Origin of the sequence: Actinoplanes sp. NPDC051346, assembly GCF_040682215.1 — a bacterium.
Classification (GTDB): domain Bacteria; phylum Actinomycetota; class Actinomycetes; order Mycobacteriales; family Micromonosporaceae; genus Actinoplanes.
The window spans coordinates 361,522-379,425 of the sequence record NZ_JBFBAJ010000008.1; the positions used below are offsets into that span (position 1 = coordinate 361,522).

General features: G+C 68.5%; 14 protein-coding genes and 1 tRNA gene. 13 read left to right on the forward strand and 2 right to left on the reverse strand.

Annotated elements, in window-relative coordinates; all coding sequences use genetic code 11:
- The first annotated feature begins 66 nt into the window (after nt 1-66).
- Together pyk and AB0M36_RS22120 are read left to right on the forward strand one after the other, a co-directional pair.
- Entirely contained in the window at nt 67-1,503 is a 1,437-nt protein-coding gene (gene pyk / locus AB0M36_RS22115) for a pyruvate kinase (RefSeq protein WP_364160314.1), read from the forward strand.
- Nucleotides 1,500-2,375, forward strand: a complete 876-nt coding sequence (locus AB0M36_RS22120) for an acyl-CoA thioesterase II (protein WP_364160316.1) — start codon at nt 1,500-1,502, stop codon at nt 2,373-2,375. The genes pyk and AB0M36_RS22120 overlap by 4 nt, the downstream gene beginning before the upstream one ends.
- 85 nt (nt 2,376-2,460) lie before the next feature.
- Here the strand turns inward: AB0M36_RS22120 and AB0M36_RS22125 are convergent, their stop codons facing one another.
- On the reverse strand, nt 2,461-3,837 hold the full coding sequence (locus AB0M36_RS22125; RefSeq protein ID WP_364160318.1) for a hypothetical protein: 1,377 nt from the start codon (nt 3,835-3,837) through the stop codon (nt 2,461-2,463).
- Between the two features lie 103 nt (nt 3,838-3,940).
- Nucleotides 3,941-4,014: transfer RNA gene (locus AB0M36_RS22130), tRNA-Leu, on the reverse strand.
- 226 nt (nt 4,015-4,240) lie between these two features.
- Between AB0M36_RS22130 and AB0M36_RS22135 the strand changes: the two genes are divergently transcribed.
- The 11 genes from AB0M36_RS22135 to AB0M36_RS22185 all read left to right on the forward strand — a co-directional run bounded on the left by AB0M36_RS22135 (nt 4,241) and on the right by AB0M36_RS22185 (nt 16,974).
- A complete protein-coding gene (locus tag AB0M36_RS22135) occupies nt 4,241-4,858 on the forward strand; it encodes a response regulator (RefSeq protein ID WP_364160320.1) in 618 nt (205 codons plus the stop codon).
- Between the two features lie 218 nt (nt 4,859-5,076).
- The gene (locus AB0M36_RS22140; RefSeq protein WP_364160322.1) at nt 5,077-6,243 is read left to right on the forward strand and encodes a branched-chain amino acid ABC transporter substrate-binding protein; all 1,167 of its coding nucleotides are present in this window, start codon (nt 5,077-5,079) and stop codon (nt 6,241-6,243) included.
- A gap of 79 nt (nt 6,244-6,322) precedes the next feature.
- On the forward strand, nt 6,323-7,273 hold the full coding sequence (locus AB0M36_RS22145) for a branched-chain amino acid ABC transporter permease (RefSeq protein WP_364160324.1): 951 nt from the start codon (nt 6,323-6,325) through the stop codon (nt 7,271-7,273).
- On the forward strand, nt 7,270-8,409 hold the full coding sequence (locus AB0M36_RS22150) for a branched-chain amino acid ABC transporter permease (RefSeq protein WP_364160326.1): 1,140 nt from the start codon (nt 7,270-7,272) through the stop codon (nt 8,407-8,409). The genes AB0M36_RS22145 and AB0M36_RS22150 overlap by 4 nt, the downstream gene beginning before the upstream one ends.
- Nucleotides 8,410-8,537: 128 nt before the next feature.
- Nucleotides 8,538-9,302 (forward strand): ABC transporter ATP-binding protein, encoded by a 765-nt coding sequence (locus AB0M36_RS22155; protein ID WP_364160427.1) that lies wholly within the window; start codon nt 8,538-8,540, stop codon nt 9,300-9,302.
- Nucleotides 9,292-10,002 (forward strand): ABC transporter ATP-binding protein, encoded by a 711-nt coding sequence (locus tag AB0M36_RS22160; protein WP_364160328.1) that lies wholly within the window; start codon nt 9,292-9,294, stop codon nt 10,000-10,002. Before AB0M36_RS22155 ends, AB0M36_RS22160 begins: the two co-directional genes overlap by 11 nt.
- A gap of 28 nt (nt 10,003-10,030) precedes the next feature.
- Nucleotides 10,031-10,939: an ABC transporter substrate-binding protein gene (locus AB0M36_RS22165; RefSeq protein ID WP_364160330.1), complete on the forward strand. Its 909-nt coding sequence runs from the start codon at nt 10,031-10,033 to the stop codon at nt 10,937-10,939.
- 7 nt (nt 10,940-10,946) lie between these two features.
- A complete protein-coding gene (locus AB0M36_RS22170) occupies nt 10,947-11,972 on the forward strand; it encodes an amino acid ABC transporter permease (protein ID WP_364160332.1) in 1,026 nt (341 codons plus the stop codon).
- Nucleotides 11,969-12,733 (forward strand): amino acid ABC transporter ATP-binding protein, encoded by a 765-nt coding sequence (locus AB0M36_RS22175; RefSeq protein WP_364160334.1) that lies wholly within the window; start codon nt 11,969-11,971, stop codon nt 12,731-12,733. The genes AB0M36_RS22170 and AB0M36_RS22175 overlap by 4 nt, the downstream gene beginning before the upstream one ends.
- A gap of 67 nt (nt 12,734-12,800) precedes the next feature.
- Nucleotides 12,801-15,500, forward strand: coding sequence for a DNA polymerase I (gene polA, locus AB0M36_RS22180; RefSeq protein WP_364160336.1), 2,700 nt, complete (start codon nt 12,801-12,803; stop codon nt 15,498-15,500).
- A gap of 1,105 nt (nt 15,501-16,605) precedes the next feature.
- Complete coding sequence (locus AB0M36_RS22185) at nt 16,606-16,974, forward strand: metalloregulator ArsR/SmtB family transcription factor (RefSeq protein ID WP_364160338.1); 369 nt, start codon at nt 16,606-16,608, stop codon at nt 16,972-16,974.
- The last annotated feature ends 930 nt before the right edge of the window (nt 16,975-17,904 follow it).

The window sequence follows — 17,904 nt, forward strand, 5'->3', positions numbered from 1 at the left end:
CACCCGCAGTTAAGCATCCCGACCGGGTGTCGGCCCCTGGGTCGATCCGAAAGAGAGACTAGCCTGATGGCTGTGACACGCCGCGCAAAGATCGTTTGCACCATGGGTCCCGCTACCGCCTCGTCCGAGCGCATGCTCGGTCTGGTCGAGGCGGGCATGGACGTGGCTCGGATGAACTTCAGCCACGGCACTCAGGACGACCACCAGAAGATCTACGATCTGGTGCGCTCCGCGGCGAGGCAGACCGGTCGCGCCGTCGCTGTCCTCGCCGATCTGCAGGGGCCGAAGATCCGGCTGGGTAAGTTCGCCGACGGTCCGCACATGTGGAACAGCGGCGACGTGGTGACGATCACCAGTGAGGACGTCCTGGGCCTGCGGGAGCGGGTCTCCTGCACGTACAAGAGGCTTCCGCAGGAGGTCAAGATCGGTGACCGCCTGCTGATCGACGACGGCAAGGTCGCCGTCGAGGTTTCCGCGGTGCAGGGTGACGACATCCGGTGCCTGGTCACCGAGGGTGGCCCGGTCTCCAACAACAAGGGTGTGTCGCTGCCCAACGTCGCCGTCAGCGTGCCCGCGCTGAGCGAGAAGGACGCCGACGACCTGCGCTTCGCCCTGCGGCTGGGCGTCGACCTGGTGGCGCTGTCGTTCGTGCGTTCGCCGGACGACATCAAGCTGGTGCACCAGATCATGGCCGAGGAGGGCAGGTCCGTCCCGGTCATCGCCAAGGTGGAGAAGCCGGAGGCGGTCACCCACCTCGAGGCGATCGTGCTCGCCTTCGACGGCGTCATGGTGGCCCGCGGTGACCTCGGCGTGGAGTTGCCGCTGGACGAGGTGCCGCTGGTGCAGAAGCGCGCCGTGCAGCTGTGCCGGGAGAACGCGAAGCCGGTCATCGTGGCGACGCAGATGCTCGACTCGATGATCGAGAATTCGCGGCCGACCCGCGCCGAGGCCTCCGACGTGGCCAACGCCGTCCTCGACGGCGCCGACGCGGTCATGCTGTCGGGCGAGACCTCGGTCGGCAAATATCCGGTGCTCACCGTCAGCACCATGGCGAAGATCGTCACGACCACCGAGAACGGCGCGTTCGGCGTGCCGGTCCTGCAGCACGACCCGCGTACCCATAGCGGTGCCCTGACCGTCGCCGCCTCGCGCATCGCCCGCAACATCGGGGCCAAGGCGCTCGTCGCCTTCTCCCAAACCGGGGACACCGTGCGCCGCCTGTCCCGGCTGCACTGCGAGTTGCCGCTGCTCGCCTTCACTCCGGTGGCCGCGGTCCGCGACCAGCTCGCCCTGTCCTGGGGGGTCGAGACCTTCCTGACGGACTTCGTCGAGCACACCGACGACATGTTCCGCCAGGTCGACCAGAGCATGCTCGGCCTCGGCCTGGCCAAGCCCGGCGATTACGTCGTGGTCGTCGCCGGCAGCCCGCCGAACGCGCCCGGCTCCACCAACACCCTGCGCGTGCACCAGCTCGGCTCGCTCGTCGACCCGAGGACCGTGTGACCGCCGACAAGGGGCAGGCCGCGGTCGACCAGCTGCTCGAGGTGCTCGACCTCAAGCAGCTCGACGTTGACCGGTTCGAGGGGGAGAGCCCGCAGACCGGCGCCCAACGGGTCTTCGGCGGCCAGGTGGCCGGGCAGGCCCTCGTCGCCGCCGGCCGCACGGTCGACCCGGAGCGCCCGGTGCATTCGCTGCACAGCTACTTCGTACGCCCCGGCGATCCCACGGTCCCGATCGAATACTCGGTCGAGACGGTCCGCGACGGCCGCTCCTTCTCGGTGCGCCGGTGCACGGCACAGCAGCACGGCAAGGCCATCTTCCTGATGTCGGCGTCGTTCCAGGTGGCCGAGGAGGGCCTGGACCACCACTCGGCGCCGCCGGAAGGCGTGCCGGGTCCGGAGGAGACCCCGACGACCCGCGACTGGCTCGCCAAATATCCGGAACGTCGGGAGGCGCTGAGCTGGGGTCCGCGGGCGATCGACGTGCGCTATGTGAACACCCCCGGCTGGGTGCCGCCGGGCGACCGCGCCGCCGCCAAGCAGCAGCGCGTCTGGATGCGCATCAACGGCAAGCTGCCGGACGATCCGCTGATCCACGCGTGCGCGTTGACGTACGCGTCGGATCTGTCGCTGCTGGACGCGGTGCTGTCGGTGCACGGCGAGGTCTGGGGCCCGGGCGGCGTCATCGGGGCGAGCCTGGACCACGCGCTGTGGTTTCACCGGCCGTTCCGGGCCGACGAGTGGTTCCTCTACGACTGCACCAGCCCGTCGGCGAGCGGAAGCAGGGGATTGGCCGCCGGCCGGATGCTCACCCGCGACGGGGTGCACATCGCGAGCGCGGTGCAGGAGGGGTTGCTCCGCCGCATCGGCGACTGAGCCGCGACGGCGGGGCCCTGCCGGAGCGGGACCTCGGCCCGGCGACTGGCCGTCATGCTGGTCCCACTCCGGCGGGCAGGGGAGATCAGTCCACCAGCCGCCCTCGGGTGATGATCGACGTGTCGTCCATGCCGGGCATCGCGGCCCGCGCCGCCTGTGCCGTCGGGTCCAACAGGGGCAACGCTTCGTCGCTCTGCGGTGGCCGCCCGGCCGCCGGCATCCCGGAACCGCCCGCGGTGGAGGGCATCGCGACATTGCCGGAGGCGTACGCCGGCGGCCCGAAGTTGCTCGCGGCGTTGGCGGGCGGCCCGAAGTTGCTCGCGGCGTTCCCGGGGAACCCCGCGCCGCCCGTGGTGCCGGTGCCCGTCGCGGCGCCGGTCGGCCCGGGAGCCCGCTGGGTCCCGGACGGGTTCTGCCAGCCCGCGCTCTCCGGTGCGGCGGCCTGTGTCGTTCCCTCGGCCGCGCCGGTCCACTCGGCGGCGTGCGCGCCGCTGGGCCGCGACCCGATCTCCGCCCGCCCCGACGGCTCCGCGCCCGGCGTCCGCCTCGGCAGCTCCGCGCCCTCGGGGGTGTCCGGCACCTGGACCCGCTCCGCCTCGGCGTGAGCGGCCGAATTCGCCGGTTCCGTGCCGGTCACGCCGGCCAGCGCCAGCATCGCGTCCAGGTCCGCGGTGGTCCGCAGCACCTCGTCGTGGAAGCTGCCCGTCCGGCCGCCGGCGGGCTTCGTCCGGTCCCCGGGCGAAGCCGGCGATGGGCCGGAAAGATCGTGCATGCCGGCGGCGGACGTCCGAGGCATGGCCCGGTGCCGTGCCCGCGACTCCTGCGCCGGCGCGTCTTCGAAATCCGTCATGCCCGCCGAATAGCCGGCTACTCCGACGGCGCGCTCCGCGGGCAGGTCCAGCAGTCGCCCGGCCCGTGCCGACGCCGACGCCTCGCGCAGCCGCAGGGACGCCACCAGGTCGGCGACCCCCCGGATCAGCGCCGCTCCGCCGAGGATCACGGCGACCATTTCCGCCGTACGCGCGAAAGAGCCGGCGGCGAAGAAGCCCAGCCCGAGCTCGACGAGGCCGACGACGGTGAGCAGGCCCCAGATCCGGTCGGTTTCCCGCGTCATCATCGAGATGGCGACGTCCGCAGCGCCCCGCACCATGAGGTACCAGCCGATGAGCGCGGCCGGGGTCGTCCACGACTCGCCGCGGTCGAGGATCAGGACCATCCCGGTCGCGACGAACAGCAGGGCCATGCCCGCGTTCAGCCACCAGGTCCGGGTCCCGGCGAGGGCGCGCACCACCTCGGTCACCGCCGCGAACAGCACCACCGGACCGGCTACGTTCGCGATGTCGGCGGGCTCGAGGCGGAGCACGCTCCAGGAGATCGCCAGCCATCCCACGCCGGCGAGCAGAAGGAATCCCCACATCCCGTCACGCACGACGGTCAGGGGCGACGAGCCGGACCACAACATGAAGCCTCCTGGCAGTACTGGTACTGCCATGACAACACCGAGGACAGCGCCGAGCCGGCCTTTCCCGGAAAACCGGGACTTCTGCGGCGGGGTGTGGTGTCGGTGTCCCCGGTGGGATTCGAACCCACACTGAATGGATTTTGAGTCCATCGACTCTGCCGATTGGTCTACGGGGACGAGTCAGGCCCGGTCATCGCCGAGCCGGAGTACACACTACCCACTCGGGCGACTGGTGGGACATCCGGATACCGGAGTGTCGAGGAGGTGCCGCGGAGGCGCCTGGTGCTCGCTGGCCCGGGTCAACGCGCCACGAGCCTGGGCGGCGGCACCTACTACGCTGTCGGAGGTGATATCCGGACACACGGGTGTCACGACTTCGCAGAGCAATGGGGGTAGGAGATCCGTGGGCGACACGCAGGCGGGTGCCGAGCGCAGGCGGGTTTTGATCGCCGAGGACGAGGCCCTCATTCGGCTGGATCTGGCCGAGATGCTCGTGGAGGAGGGTTACGAGGTCGTCGGGGAGGCCGGTGACGGCGAGACCGCCGTGCGACTGGCCGAGGAGCTGACGCCGGATCTCGTCATTCTCGACATCAAGATGCCGATCATGGACGGCCTGGCCGCCGCCGAGCGGATCGCCGGCGGGCGGATCGCCCCGGTGGTCATCCTGACCGCCTTCAGCCAGCGCGATCTGGTGGAGCGGGCGCGGGCCGCCGGCGCCATGGCATACCTCGTGAAGCCGTTCCAGAAGTCGGACCTGGTGCCGGCTATCGAGATCGCGCTCTCCCGCTATGCCGAGATCGCCGCGCTGGAGTCCGAGGTCGCGGGCCTGACCGACAGGCTGGAGACGCGGAAGTCGGTCGAGCGCGCCAAGGGCGAGCTCATGACGAAGTATTCGATGACCGAGCCGCAGGCGTTCAAGTGGATCCAGCGCACCGCGATGGATCACCGGATGACGATGCGTGAGGTCGCCGACCGCATCCTCGCCGAGAGCGGAGAGCCCTCCGAACCTACCGCTGAGTAACCGCACCTGTCCCACGCACTGCCTGTTTGTTACACCTTTCTCGTTCTGGCATCACCGGACGTAACGGTTCGGTGAATGCCCGTGTGAACCCTTACGAGTTCACCGGAAGGTGGGATAGCGTCCGGCCCCATGACGGGCGGCGTTGTGTCGTGGAGCACTGCAAGTGCCAATCGACCTGCGGTGGCTCGGTGGGTTCGGTATGGAGGAGGGTTCCAACCTTGAGGCAGGTTCTCGCACGAGCCATCGGCGGACTGGCCGTGATCGGCCTCGTCGCCGGTGCCGCTGCTTGCAACAGCAGCAGCAGCACTGAAACCAAGGCCGGCGGCGGCAACTGTGGCTACGAGCTCGCGTTCTTCGGCGCCCTGACGGGATCCGCCGCGAACCTCGGTGTCAACATCGAGCAGGGCTTCGAGCTCGCGGTCCAGCAGTACAACACCAAGAAGGGTTCCGAGTGCATCAAGGTGCAGAAGTTCGACTCGCAGGGCGAGCCGGCCATCGCACCTGGTGTCGCTCGTAGCCTCGTCGCCAACAAGAAGATCCTGGGCATCGTGGGCCCGCCGTTCTCGGGTGAGTCCGAGGCCGCGGACCCGATCTTCGAAGAGGCCGGCATCCCGACGATCACCCCGTCCGCGACGCGCACCTCCCTGTCCTCCAAGGGCTGGAAGACGTTCCACCGCGCGGTCGCGAACGACGACTCGCAGGGCCCGGCGGCCGCGAGCTACATCAGCGACGTGCTGAAGGCCGAGAAGGTCTTCGTCGCCGACGACCAGTCCGCGTACGGTGCGGGCCTGGCCGACGTGGTGAAGGCGAAGCTCGGCGCCAAGGTCGTTCAGACCGACAAGACCGAGGCGGACGGCAAGCAGACCGACTTCTCGACGGTCGTGCAGAAGGTCATCGCCTCCAAGGCGACGGCGATGTTCTACGGCGGCTACTACCAGAACGCCGGCCTCATCCGTAAGCAGCTCACCGCTGCGAACTGGAAGGGGACGCTGGTCGGTGGCGACGGCATGAAGGACCCGGGTCTGGCCAAGGCCGCGGGTAACGCCAACGCCGTGGGCACGGTCGTGACCTGCCCCTGCTCCCCGCCGGAGAAGGCGGGCGGCACGTTCGTCGCCGACTACAAGGCGAAGTGGAACGTCGACGCCGGTACGTACAGTGACGTCGCGTACGACGCCGCCAACATCTACCTCGCCGGCATCGAGGCGGGCAACACGACGACCGAGAAGATGAACACCTACTTGTCGTCGGTGAACTACACCGGTATCGCCAACGTATACAAGTTCACCGCGACCGGTGAGCTGGACCCGGCGTCCATCAAGGTCTGGGCGTTCAAGTTCGACGCGTCGGGCAACACGATCGCGGACCAAGAGATCAAGACCGCCTGATTCTCTGGTAACTCGCTGTAGGGCCGGTGTGGCCGGATGATCTCCGGCCGCACCGACCTTCTCGTTTCAGGAGCCCCTTGTGAACTTCTCCGGTCTGATTGAGAACTTCGGGCCGCTCACGATCACGGGTCTGGCCCAGGGCGCGATCATCGCTTTGTTCGCGCTCGGCTACACCCTCGTCTACGGCGTGCTTCGCCTCATCAACTTTGCTCATTCCGAGGTCTTCCTGCTCGGTTCCTACGCCTGTCTCGTGGTGTGGGGCATGTTCGGGCTGGACCAGAACTCGGTTACTCCCAACGTTTTCTCGGTGATCGGCCTGCTTCTGCTGGGCCTCGTTGCCGCGATCGTCATATCCGGCGTTACCGCGCTCGGCGTGGAGCTCGTCGCGTACCGGCCGCTGCGCAAGCGCAACGCGCCGCCGCTGGCGTTCCTGATCACCGCGATCGGGGCCTCGCTGTTCATCGCCGAGTCCGTCGGCGTGGTCACCAAGCGTGGCGTCATGGGCGTCCCGCCGCTGATCCGGCCGACCGACGTCTTCGTGATCGGCAACATGCACGTGACGAATCTCCAGATTCTGATCATCGTGCTGGCGCTCGTGATGATGTTCGTGCTCGACCGCTTCATCAACCGTTCCCGGATGGGCCGGGGCATCCGCGCGGTGGCGCAGAACCCCGACAGCGCGGCGCTCATGGGCGTCAACAAGAACCGGGTGATCGCGCTCGTCTTCCTCCTCGGCGGCCTGATGGCCGGCGTGGCGGCGGTGATGTACGACCTGAAGATCGGCGTCACCAAGTACGACGCCGGCTTCCTGCTCGGCATCGAGGCGTTCACCGCGGCGGTGCTCGGCGGTATCGGTAACCTCCGGGGCGCCCTTCTGGGCGGTCTGCTGCTGGGCGTGCTGCAGAACTACGCGGCCGGCCTGCTCGGCACGGAGTGGCTGCATGCCGCGTCGTTCGTGCTGCTGGTGTTGATCCTGCTGGTCCGCCCGACGGGCCTGCTGGGCGAGTCTCTCGGGAGGGCCCGAGCATGAGCGAGGCAACTGTGACTTCGGCTCCCGCGCCGGTGAAGAAGAACTGGCGAGAGTCGGGCGGTACCCGCGGCTGGTTCGGCCGGCAGCACTGGGCCGTCCGGGTGGGCCTGTCGGTCGTGTTCGCGCTGGTGGCCTACCTGCTGCCGTACGTCGGCCAGGTGCCGGTTCTCGGCCCGCAGGTCATCACCCAGGGCATCGACTGGTCGAGCGCCCTGTTCAACATGTCGTACTACGTGCTGCTGGCCCTCGGCCTCAACGTGGTGGTCGGCTTCGCGGGCCTGCTGGACCTCGGCTACGTCGGCTTCTTCGCGGTCGGTGCCTACACCGTCGCGATGCTGACCTCGCCGGACAGCGTCCTGAAGACGGAGTGGGGCTGGGTGGCGGCCATCCCGGTCGCGCTGGCGATCACGATGCTCTCCGGTCTGCTGCTCGGCTGGCCGACGCTGCGGCTGCGCGGCGACTACCTGGCGATCGTGACGCTCGGCTTCGCCGAGATCATCCGCATCTTCGCGACGAGCTCGGAGACGCTGCGCGGTGACCGGGGCTTCTCGAGCATCCCGCACCCGCCGGGCACGTACGCCGACGGCAAGCCGATCTTCGGCGTGGCGGACGCGACGCCGTACTACTGGCTCGGTCTCACCGTGGTCATCCTGGTCATCCTGGGCGTGCAGAACCTGGACCGCAGCCGGGTCGGCCGCTCGTGGCTCGCCATCCGCGAGGACGAGGAAGCCGCCGAGATCATGGGCGTGCGGACGATCAAGTACAAGCTGTGGGCGTTCGCGATCGGCGCGTTCATCGGTGGCCTGGGCGGCGTGATGTTCGCCGGCCAGCAGGGCTTCATGAACTCGCAGACGTTCGTCCTCCAGTTCTCGATCCTGGTGCTGGCGGGTGTCGTCATGGGTGGCTCCGGCAACATCTTCGGAGCGATCCTCGGCGGTGCGCTGATCTCGTACATTCCGGACCGCCTGCGCGGCATCAAGGACCCGATCTGGGACACCGATCTGTACGAATACCGCTTCGCGATCTTCGGCCTGGTGATCCTCGCGATCATGATCTACCGGCCGCAGGGCCTGATCCCGAGCCGCCGTCGCGCGATGGAGCTCAAGGACCGTGAGAAGGAGGTGGCTCCCCAGTGAGCGAGCCACACATCGAGACTCCGCAGGAGCTCGACGAGGCGAACGCGCGTCCGGTCGACCGGGCCATCCCGACCGGCGGCAAGTCGTCGGGCGGCGCTCCGCCGCCGCAGGGCGGCGCCAGCGACGCGCTGCTCGAGGTCCAGAACGTCACGCTGCGCTTCGGCGGCGTCGTGGCGCTCAACGACGTCAGCTTCAGCCTGCGCAGGGGTGAGATCTTCGGTCTGATCGGCCCGAACGGTGCCGGCAAGACCACCTGCTTCAACGCGATGACCGGCGTCTACCGGCCCACCAGCGGAGCGATCCGCTTCAACGGTGAGTCGATCGTCGGCAAGAAGAAGCACGAGATCACCCGGGGCGGCATCGCCCGCACCTTCCAGAACGTGCGGCTGTTCCCCGAGATGACGGCGCTGGAGAACGTGATGGTGGGCGCGGACGCCCACCACAAGACCAGCGTCATCAGCGCCCTCTTCCGCCTGCCGCGGCACTGGAACGAGGAGAAGTCGGGCCGGGCCAAGTCCCTGGAACTGCTGCGCTTCGTGGGCATCGCCCACCGGGCCGGGGACGTCTCGCGCAACCTGTCGTACGGCGAGCAGCGCCGTCTGGAGATCGCCCGCGCGTTGGCGACGAACCCGACGCTGCTGTGCCTCGACGAGCCGGCGGCGGGCTTCAACCCGGCGGAGAAGGAAGAGCTGCTCGCCCTGATCCGCAAGATCCGTGACACCGGGGTGACCGTGCTGCTCATCGAGCATGACATGCGCCTGGTCATGGGCGTCACCGACCGGATCGTGGTGCTGGAGTTCGGCAAGAAGATCGCCGAGGGTACGCCCGCCGAGGTGCGGGACAACCCGGCTGTGATCGCTGCGTATCTGGGGGTCCCGACCGATGCTGCTTGAGTTGCATGACTTGACGCTGCTGTACGGCCGCATCCAGGCCCTCCACGGCATCAGCCTGACCGTCGGACAGGGTGAGATTGTCGCCCTGATCGGCGCGAACGGTGCCGGAAAGTCGACGACAATGCGGGCGATTTCGGGCTTGCGCCCGGTGGCCGAGGGGCGCATCATTTTCGACGGTGAGGACATCACCAAAATGCGTGCCGACCTGCGGGTCGTCCGGGGCGTGTCGCAGTCGCCCGAGGGCCGGGGCATCTTCCCGGGCATGACGGTTCGCGAGAACCTGGAGATGGGCGCCTACACCCGCCGGAACAGGTCCGAGATCAACGAGGACATGGATCGTGCGTTCAGCCTGTTCCCTCGGCTCAAGGAGCGCGAGAAGCAGGTCGGCGGCACGATGTCCGGCGGTGAGCAGCAGATGCTGGCAGTCGGTCGCGCGCTGATGAGCCGGCCGAAGCTGCTGCTGCTCGACGAGCCGTCGATGGGCCTCGCGCCGATGTTGATCCAGCAGATCTTCGACATCATCGTCGAGATCAACCAGCAGGGCACGACGGTCCTCCTGGTGGAACAGAACGCGCAGCAGGCACTGTCGCGGGCGCACCGCGCGTACGTGCTGGAGACCGGCCGCATCGTAAAGACCGGCACCGGCGCCGAACTGTTGCACGACCCCTCGGTGAAGGACGCCTATCTCGGCGTTGCTTAACCACCCCCCGCATAAGGAGTATTTGACGATGTTCCGCATCTCATCTGGTCGTCGTGCGGCCTTCGGCCTGGCCGTCGCGGCCGCGATGACCGTGTCGCTCGCCGCCTGTGGCAAGGAGTCCAGCGACGAGACAGGCTCGGGCACCCCCGTCCCGGCCGCTTCCGCCGACACCGCGCTGGCCGACAAGGTTCCGGCCGAGATCAAGTCGGCCGGAAAGATCATCATCGGTACGGACTCCACGTACGCGCCGAACGAGTTCCTCGACGCGGACGGCAAGACGGTCAAGGGCGTCGACGTCGACCTGTTCAACGCGGTCGCGCAGAAGCTCGGCCTCAAGACCGAGTGGCAGTCGTCGACCTTCGACGGCATTATCCCGGGGGTCACCAGCAAGAAGTACAACATCGGCGTCTCGTCGTTCACCGTCAACGCCGAGCGGATGAAGGAGACCACGATGGTCTCCTACTTCTCCGCCGGTACCCAGTGGGCGGCCAAGGCCGGCACGACGATCAACGCCGACGACGTGTGCGGCAAGAAGATCGCGGTCCAGACCGGCACCGTGCAGGTCGACGACGTCACGGCCCGCTCCAAGAAGTGCACCGAGGCAGGCAAGGCGAAGATCACCATCGACCAGTACCAGGCCCAGAGCGACGCCACCAACGCCGTCGTGACCGGCAAGGACGACGCGATGCTGGCCGACTCGCCGGTCTGCGCGTACGCGGTGAAGCAGACCAACGGCCAGCTGGCCCTGGTCGGCGACATCTACGACTCGGCGCCGTACGGCTACGTCCTGCCCAAGGACCAGGCCGAGTTCGGCGGGGCCATCGAGAAGGCGCTCGAGGCGCTGATCGCTGACGGCACCTACAAGACGATCCTCAGCAAGTGGGGCGTCGAGGCCGGCGCCATCACCGACCCGGCCGTCAACCCGCAGGTTTCCTGAGCCGCGGATGAGCGACCAGACAACGACCGAACGGGCACGGCCGGAGGCCATCAAGGCCGTGCCCGTACGGCACCCGGGACGCTGGCTGGCAATCGGGGTGATCGCGGTACTCGCCGCGATGTTCATCCACATGCTGGTCACGAACGATCAGTTCCGCTGGTCGTTCATCTTCACCTCGTACATGCCCGGCAAGAACGGTGCCATGTTCACCGGGCCGGTGCTCGAGGGACTGCGCGGCACCATCCTGCTCACCATCACGTCGATGGCCATCGGCGTGGGGCTGGGCATCGTCATCGCCGTGATGCGGCTGTCGGACAACCCGATCCTGCGCGGCGTGGCCTTCGGTTACACCTGGTTCTTCCGGGCGGTGCCGCGGCTCGTGCTGGCGGTGCTCTTCGGCAACCTGAACATCCTGTACTCGCGGATCGGCTTCGGTCTGCCGTTCGACAAGCAGATCGGCCAGCTGTTCGGCATCGACAACTTCAACGGGCAGTTCTACAGCATCAAGGCGAGTGACCTGCTGGCCGGTTTCGTCGCCGGCATGCTGGCGCTGGGGCTGTCCGAGGCGGCGTACATGGCCGAGATCGTGCGCGCCGGCATCCAGTCGGTCGACCCCGGTCAGAGCGAGGCCGCTGTGGCGCTGGGGCTGTCCCGCGGGCAGGTGCTGCGCCGGGTCGTGCTGCCGCAGGCCATGCGGGTGATCGTGCCGCCCACCGGCAACGAGATCATCGCCATGGTCAAGGACACGTCACTTGTCGCGTTCGTACCCGTAGCCGGTGAGCTGTTCTTCCAGCTCACCGCGATCAAGTCGCGGACCTTCGTGGTGCTGCCGGTGCTGATCGCGGCGGTCCTCTGGTACCTGATCATCTGCAGCGTGCTGATGGTGGTGCAGTTCTTCGTCGAGCGACACTTCAGCAAGGGTTACGGTGCGGCCGGCAAGGCCCAGCAGAAGCTGGCGGGCATCGCCGCCGAAACAGGCGGAATCCCGCCCTACGCCGGGCCCAGAAACATCGGAGGAGGAGGCGGGATATGACGGACGAGATGGTGCGCGCCGACAACGTGCACAAGTCCTTCGGCTCCCTCGAAGTCCTCAAGGGTGTCGACCTGGTCGTCAAGAAGGGCGAGGTGTCCTGCGTGCTCGGCCCCTCGGGCTCGGGCAAGTCGACCTTCCTGCGCTGCATCAACCACCTGGAGAAGATCAACGCCGGCCGCATCTTCGTGGACGGCGACCTGATCGGCTACCGGGAGCGTGGCGGCAAGCTGCACGAGCTGAAGGAGAAGGAGGTCGCTGCGCAGCGCCGGTCCATCGGCATGGTGTTCCAGCGGTTCAACCTCTTCCCGCACATGACGGTCCTCGACAACGTCATGGAAGCTCCCTGCCGGGTCAAGCGGGAGAACAGGTCCGAGGTACGCGACCGCGCGGTCGCCCTCCTCGACCGCGTCGGTCTCGGCGCCAAGAAGGAGAACTACCCCGGTCAGCTCTCCGGCGGCCAGCAGCAGCGGGTCGCGATCGCCCGGGCGCTGGCGATGCGGCCCAAGCTGATGCTCTTCGACGAGCCCACCAGTGCGCTCGACCCTGAGCTCGTCGGCGAGGTGCTGGACGTCATGAAGGACCTCGCCCGCGACGGCATGACCATGATCGTCGTGACCCACGAGATCGGCTTCGCCCGCGAGGTGGGCGACTCGCTGATCTTCATGGACGGCGGCGTCGTGGTCGAGCAGGGCCCGCCGCGGGAGGTCATCGGCAACCCGCAGCAGGAACGTACGAAGGCATTCCTGAGCAAAGTGCTCTAAGAAGGCCTTCGGCGGCAGGCGGGGCGGTCGGTGGAGTTGTCGTACCCCGGGACTAGAGTTCTCGGACGTGAGCGCCGACGCACAGACCCCCCGCTTGCTGCTGCTCGATGGCCACTCGCTGGCCTACCGAGCCTTCTTCGCGCTGCCGGTGGAGAATTTCTCCACGCAGACGGGGCAGCCGACCAACGCCGTGTTCGGCTTCACCTCGATGCTGATCAACATGCTGCGCGACGAGAAGCCGACCCACATCGTGGTGGCGTTCGACGTCTCGCGGCAGTCGTTCCGCACCGAGAAATACGCCGAATACAAGGCCGGCCGCGCCGAGACCCCGCAGCCGTTCCAGGGCCAGGTCAGCCTGGTCAAGGAGGTGCTCGAGGCGCTGCGCATCCCGGTGGTGGAGAAACCCGGCTACGAGGCCGACGACGTCATCGGCACCCTCTCCTGCCAGGCCCGCGACGCCGGCTTCGAGGTGGTCATCTCCACCGGTGACCGCGACGCCTTCCAACTCGCCGGCGAGCACGTCACCATCCTCTACCCCGTGCGCGGCGTCTCCGAGGTCTGGCGCATGACGCCCGACGCCATCGAGGCCAAATACGGCGTGCCCCCCGAGCGCTACCGCGACAAGGCCGCGCTGGTCGGCGAGACGAGCGACAACCTTCCCGGCGTCCCCGGCGTCGGCGACAAGACCGCCGCCAAATGGATCAATCAGTACGGCGGCCTCGACGGCATCGTCGCCCACGTCGACGAGATCAAGGGCAAGGCCGGCGAGAACCTGCGCGCCCACCTGGCCAACGTGATGCGCAACTACGAGCTCAACGCGCTGGTCTGCGACCTCGAGCTGCCGTTGCGCCCCGAGGACGTCAAGTGGCAGGGCTGGGACCGCGAGGCGGTGCACCAGGTCTTCGACGCGCTTGAGTTCCGGGTGCTGCGCGAGCGGCTCTACTCCTACCTCGAGTCCGTCGAGCCCGAGGCCGAGTCCGGCTTCGACCTCGCGGGCACGGTGCTGCGCCCCGACGAGGTGGCCGCCTGGCTGGCCGAGCACGCCCAGGAGGCCCCCGTCGGCGTCGCCGTCACCGGCCAGTTCGGTCGCGGCACCGGCACGGTGACCGGCATCGCGGTGGCCACCGGTGCCGGCCCGGCCGCCTGGTTCGACCCGGCCGCCCTCGACGAGGGCGACGAGCGGGCGGTCGCCGCCTGGCTCGCCGACCCGGAGCGCCCCAAGATCATTCACGACGCCAAGCCGGCGATGCTGGCGCTGCGCGCGCACGGCTGGGCGCTGCACGGCGTCCGCGTCGACACCGCCCTCGCCGCCTACCTCGCCAAGCCCGACCAGCGGGCCTACGACCTGACCGACCTCGCCCTGCGCTACCTCAAGCGCGAGCTGCGCGTCGACGTCCCCGACAACGGCCAGCTCACCCTCGACGGCCTCGGTGGTCTCGGCGACGAGGGCGCCGCCGAGCAGAACGTGATGCTGCGCGCCCGCGCGACCCTCGACCTCGCCGACACCCTCACCGAGGAGCTCTCCCGCGACGACGGCGCCTCCCAGCGCCTGCTCGCCGAGGTGGAGCAGCCGCTCGAGATCGTGCTGGGCGAGATGGAGCACGTCGGCATCGCGGCCGACACCGACTACCTGTCCGAGCTCGAGGCGCACTTCGCCGCCGAGGTCAAGGCCGCACAGCAGGCCGCGCACGAGGTGGTCGGGCGTGAGTTCAACCTCGGCTCGCCCAAGCAGCTCCAGGAGATCCTCTTCGTCGAGCGCAACCTCCCCAAGACCAAGAAGATCAAGTCCGGCTACACCACCGACGCCGACGCGCTGCAGAGCCTGTTCGCCCAGACCGGCGACCCGGTGCTCGAACACCTGCTGCGGCACCGCGACGTGGCCAAGCTCAAGTCCACCGTGGACGGCCTGCTCAAATCGGTCTCCGACGACGGCCGCATCCACACCACGTTCAACCAGACCGTGGCGGCCACCGGCCGGCTCTCGTCGACCGACCCCAACCTGCAGAACATCCCCATCCGCACCGAGGAGGGCCGCCGCATCCGCCGCGCCTTCGTCGTGGGGGAGGGCTTCGAGTCGCTGATGACGGCTGACTACAGCCAGATCGAAATGCGCATCATGGCGCACCTCTCCGGCGACGAGGCACTCATCGCGGCCTTCAACTCCGGCGCCGACTTCCACGCCGCCACCGCCTCCTCGGTGTTCCACGTCCCGCTCGACGAGGTCGTCCCCGACCAGCGACGCAAGATCAAAGCCATGAACTACGGCCTCGCGTACGGCCTGAGCGCCTTCGGCCTGAGCAACCAGCTCAGCATCTCCACGGAGGAAGCCCGAGGCCTCATGACCGAGTACTTCGAACGCTTCGGCGGCGTCCGCGACTACCTCCAGGCCGTGGTCCGCCGCGCCGTCCAGGACGGCTACACGGCGACGATCCTCGGCCGCCGCCGCTACCTGCCCGACCTGAGCAGCGACAACCGCCAACGCCGCGAAATGGCCGAGCGCATGGCCCTCAACGCCCCCATCCAAGGCTCGGCCGCCGACATCATCAAGGTCGCCATGCTCCACGTCGACGCCGCCATCCGCGCCGAGGGCCTGACCTCCCGCATGCTCCTCCAGGTCCACGACGAACTCGTCTTCGACGTCGCCCCGGGCGAACGCGAACCCCTCGAAACCCTCGTCCGCCGCGAAATGGGCGCCGCCTACCCCCTATCCGTCCCACTCGAAGTCTCGGTAGGCCTAGGCCAAGACTGGAACGGCGCCGACCACTAGTCCGGTTGGGTTCGCGGCTGAGCGTTGGCTCGGTTGGGTTCGCGGCTGAGCGTTGGCTCGGTTGGGTTCGCGGCTGAGCGTTGGCTCGGTTGGGTTCGCGGCCGAGCACTAGTCCGCCTCGGCTCACGGCCGAGCACTAGTCCGCCTCGGCTCGCGGCTAACCACTGGCCCGGCTCGGCTCGCAGCCGACCACTAGCCCGCCTCGGCTCACACGGTGTGGGGGCCGCCGACGCGCCCGCCCGAGCTGTCTCGCGCGGAGCGCATGCGGCTCGATCAGCCGTCTTGCGGAGGCCTAGACGCTCCTGGGGCGGCTCGCTCGTGGGGGCGCCCCGTTCCCGGGCGTGGCTCGCTTCTGGGTGTGCGCCGTTCGCCGGGTGTGCCCGCGTTCTCCGGGCGTGGCTCGTTCCTGGGCGTGCCCCGCTCCCGAGCAGGGGGTCGTTCCTGGGCGTGCCCCGGCTCCCGGGCAGGGGCTCGTTCCTGGGTGTGCGCTGCTCCGGGCGTGCCCGTTTCCGGGCGTAGCCCGTTTGCTGCGCGCGGCACGGATGGTGTTCGCGCGGTTGTGGTTGTTGGGGTGGCGTCTGACGCTGCCTTCGCGACCGGGTCGTGCGGCGCCCGGATTGGCATCCCGTGCGGTGAGGCCAGCCAACCTCGCCGGCCCGCTTGGCCGGAACATCCGGTCGGCATGCCCCTACATCCTCAATGATGTTGCCCGAATGGCTCTTCGCATGACCGGCACCGACGCGCCTCGGCCCCTTGGATGCGGTTTTTTCGAAGCCCATCGCGTGACATCATGTGACCATGTCCACTCGATCGGGTGGCGCAGACAAAATGTGATTCTTAGCCCACTCGAGTGCGTCCGGGAACCTTTCACGATTTGCAACTAAGGCCGTTCTACACCGCCTCTACCACTGCTCCCGTGCCCGCACACTACTGTCCACCTCGGACTTAACCATTTTCACGGCCTTGTAATAACGACTGATCGCATGGTCCAGATACCCGATTCGGAAAATGCATTCTGGCGCTACGCGGCGGTAGGCCCACCAGAAGCGACGGCCTGTCGGAATTCTGGCGTCGCGGACTTGCCTAGCTCTGCAATGGTGGGCGCATGCCGAGCACTTCCATCGAGATGACATCGCTGTCGGGGGTATGGGCACCCGTGATGAGCCGACCCCTAGCAGCCGATCAGGCGCGCGCGTTCGCCCCGATGTTCAAAGCCCTGGGCGACCCGGTCCGACTGCGCCTACTCTCCATGATCGCCTCCGCCGGCGGCGGCGAGGTGTGCGTCTGCGATCTCACCGGATCGTTCGACCTGACCGGCCCGACGATCTCCCACCACCTGAAGGTCCTCCGCGAAGCCGGCCTGGTCGACAGCGACCGCCGCGGAACATGGGTCTACTACCGCATCATCCCCGCCGCCCTCGCCCTCCTCGCCGGCCTCCTCGACGTCACCGCCGTAACCACCTCCACCGCCTGACTCTCGACTCGACCCTCCCGCCAATCCGACCGGGACGGTCGGCCTCGCGCTCCTCGACGTCACCGCCATAACTACGTCCACCGCCTGACTCACGACTCACCCCACCTGCCAATCCGACCGAGACGGCCGCCACACCCGAACCCGGCGGCCGTCTCGTCCTCGCCGGGCGGTGGTCGTCCTGTTCTCGCCGGGTGGCGGTCGTCCTGTTCTCGCCGGGTGGCGGTCGTCCTGCTTTCCCTGTGGGGCGGTCCGTCCTGGGCCTTGGGCGTAGCGTTTGCCCCGCGCTCTCGGCGTGGCTTCCGTCCAGTTCTTCCTGCGTGGCGTTCGTCCCGCTCTCTCGGGGGGTGCCGTCCGGCCTGGCCTGGTGATCCTCCTGAGATCTCGGACTGCGGCACCGCCGACAGCGGCTTCCACCTCCAGCGCGACAACCCGGCCGACTTCTCCCTGGACGGCATCAATGGAGTGCCAACCTTCCAGAGGCACTGTCCGACATGGAGCTTCCGACGCCGCACCAGGAGACAGCCGGCTATCAATTGGTCAGTCCGACTCCTGACGCACTCCTGGCCGGAACGACTCTCCGTTCCGTCCAGCGCGGGGACCCTCCCGACCAGCGCCGGGGCCCTAGGCCGACCAGCGCCGGAGTCCTCGGCCACGGTTCATCCCGTCCGAGTCCAACGCCTCGCCTTGCCCACCCGGCTCGCACCCGCCCGCGTCGGATCGCGCCGCGGGCCGTGTCGGGTCGTGCCGCGGGCCGTGTTGGGCCGTGTCGGGCCGTGTCGGATCGCGCCGCGGGGCCGTGTCGGATCGCGCCGCGGGGCCGTGTCGGATCGCGCCCGGGCCGTGTCGGATCGCATTCGGTCCGCCGACGGCTCGCGCTCGGCCCAGCGGCTCGTGCTCGGCCCAGCGGCTCGCGTTCGGCCCAGCGGCTCG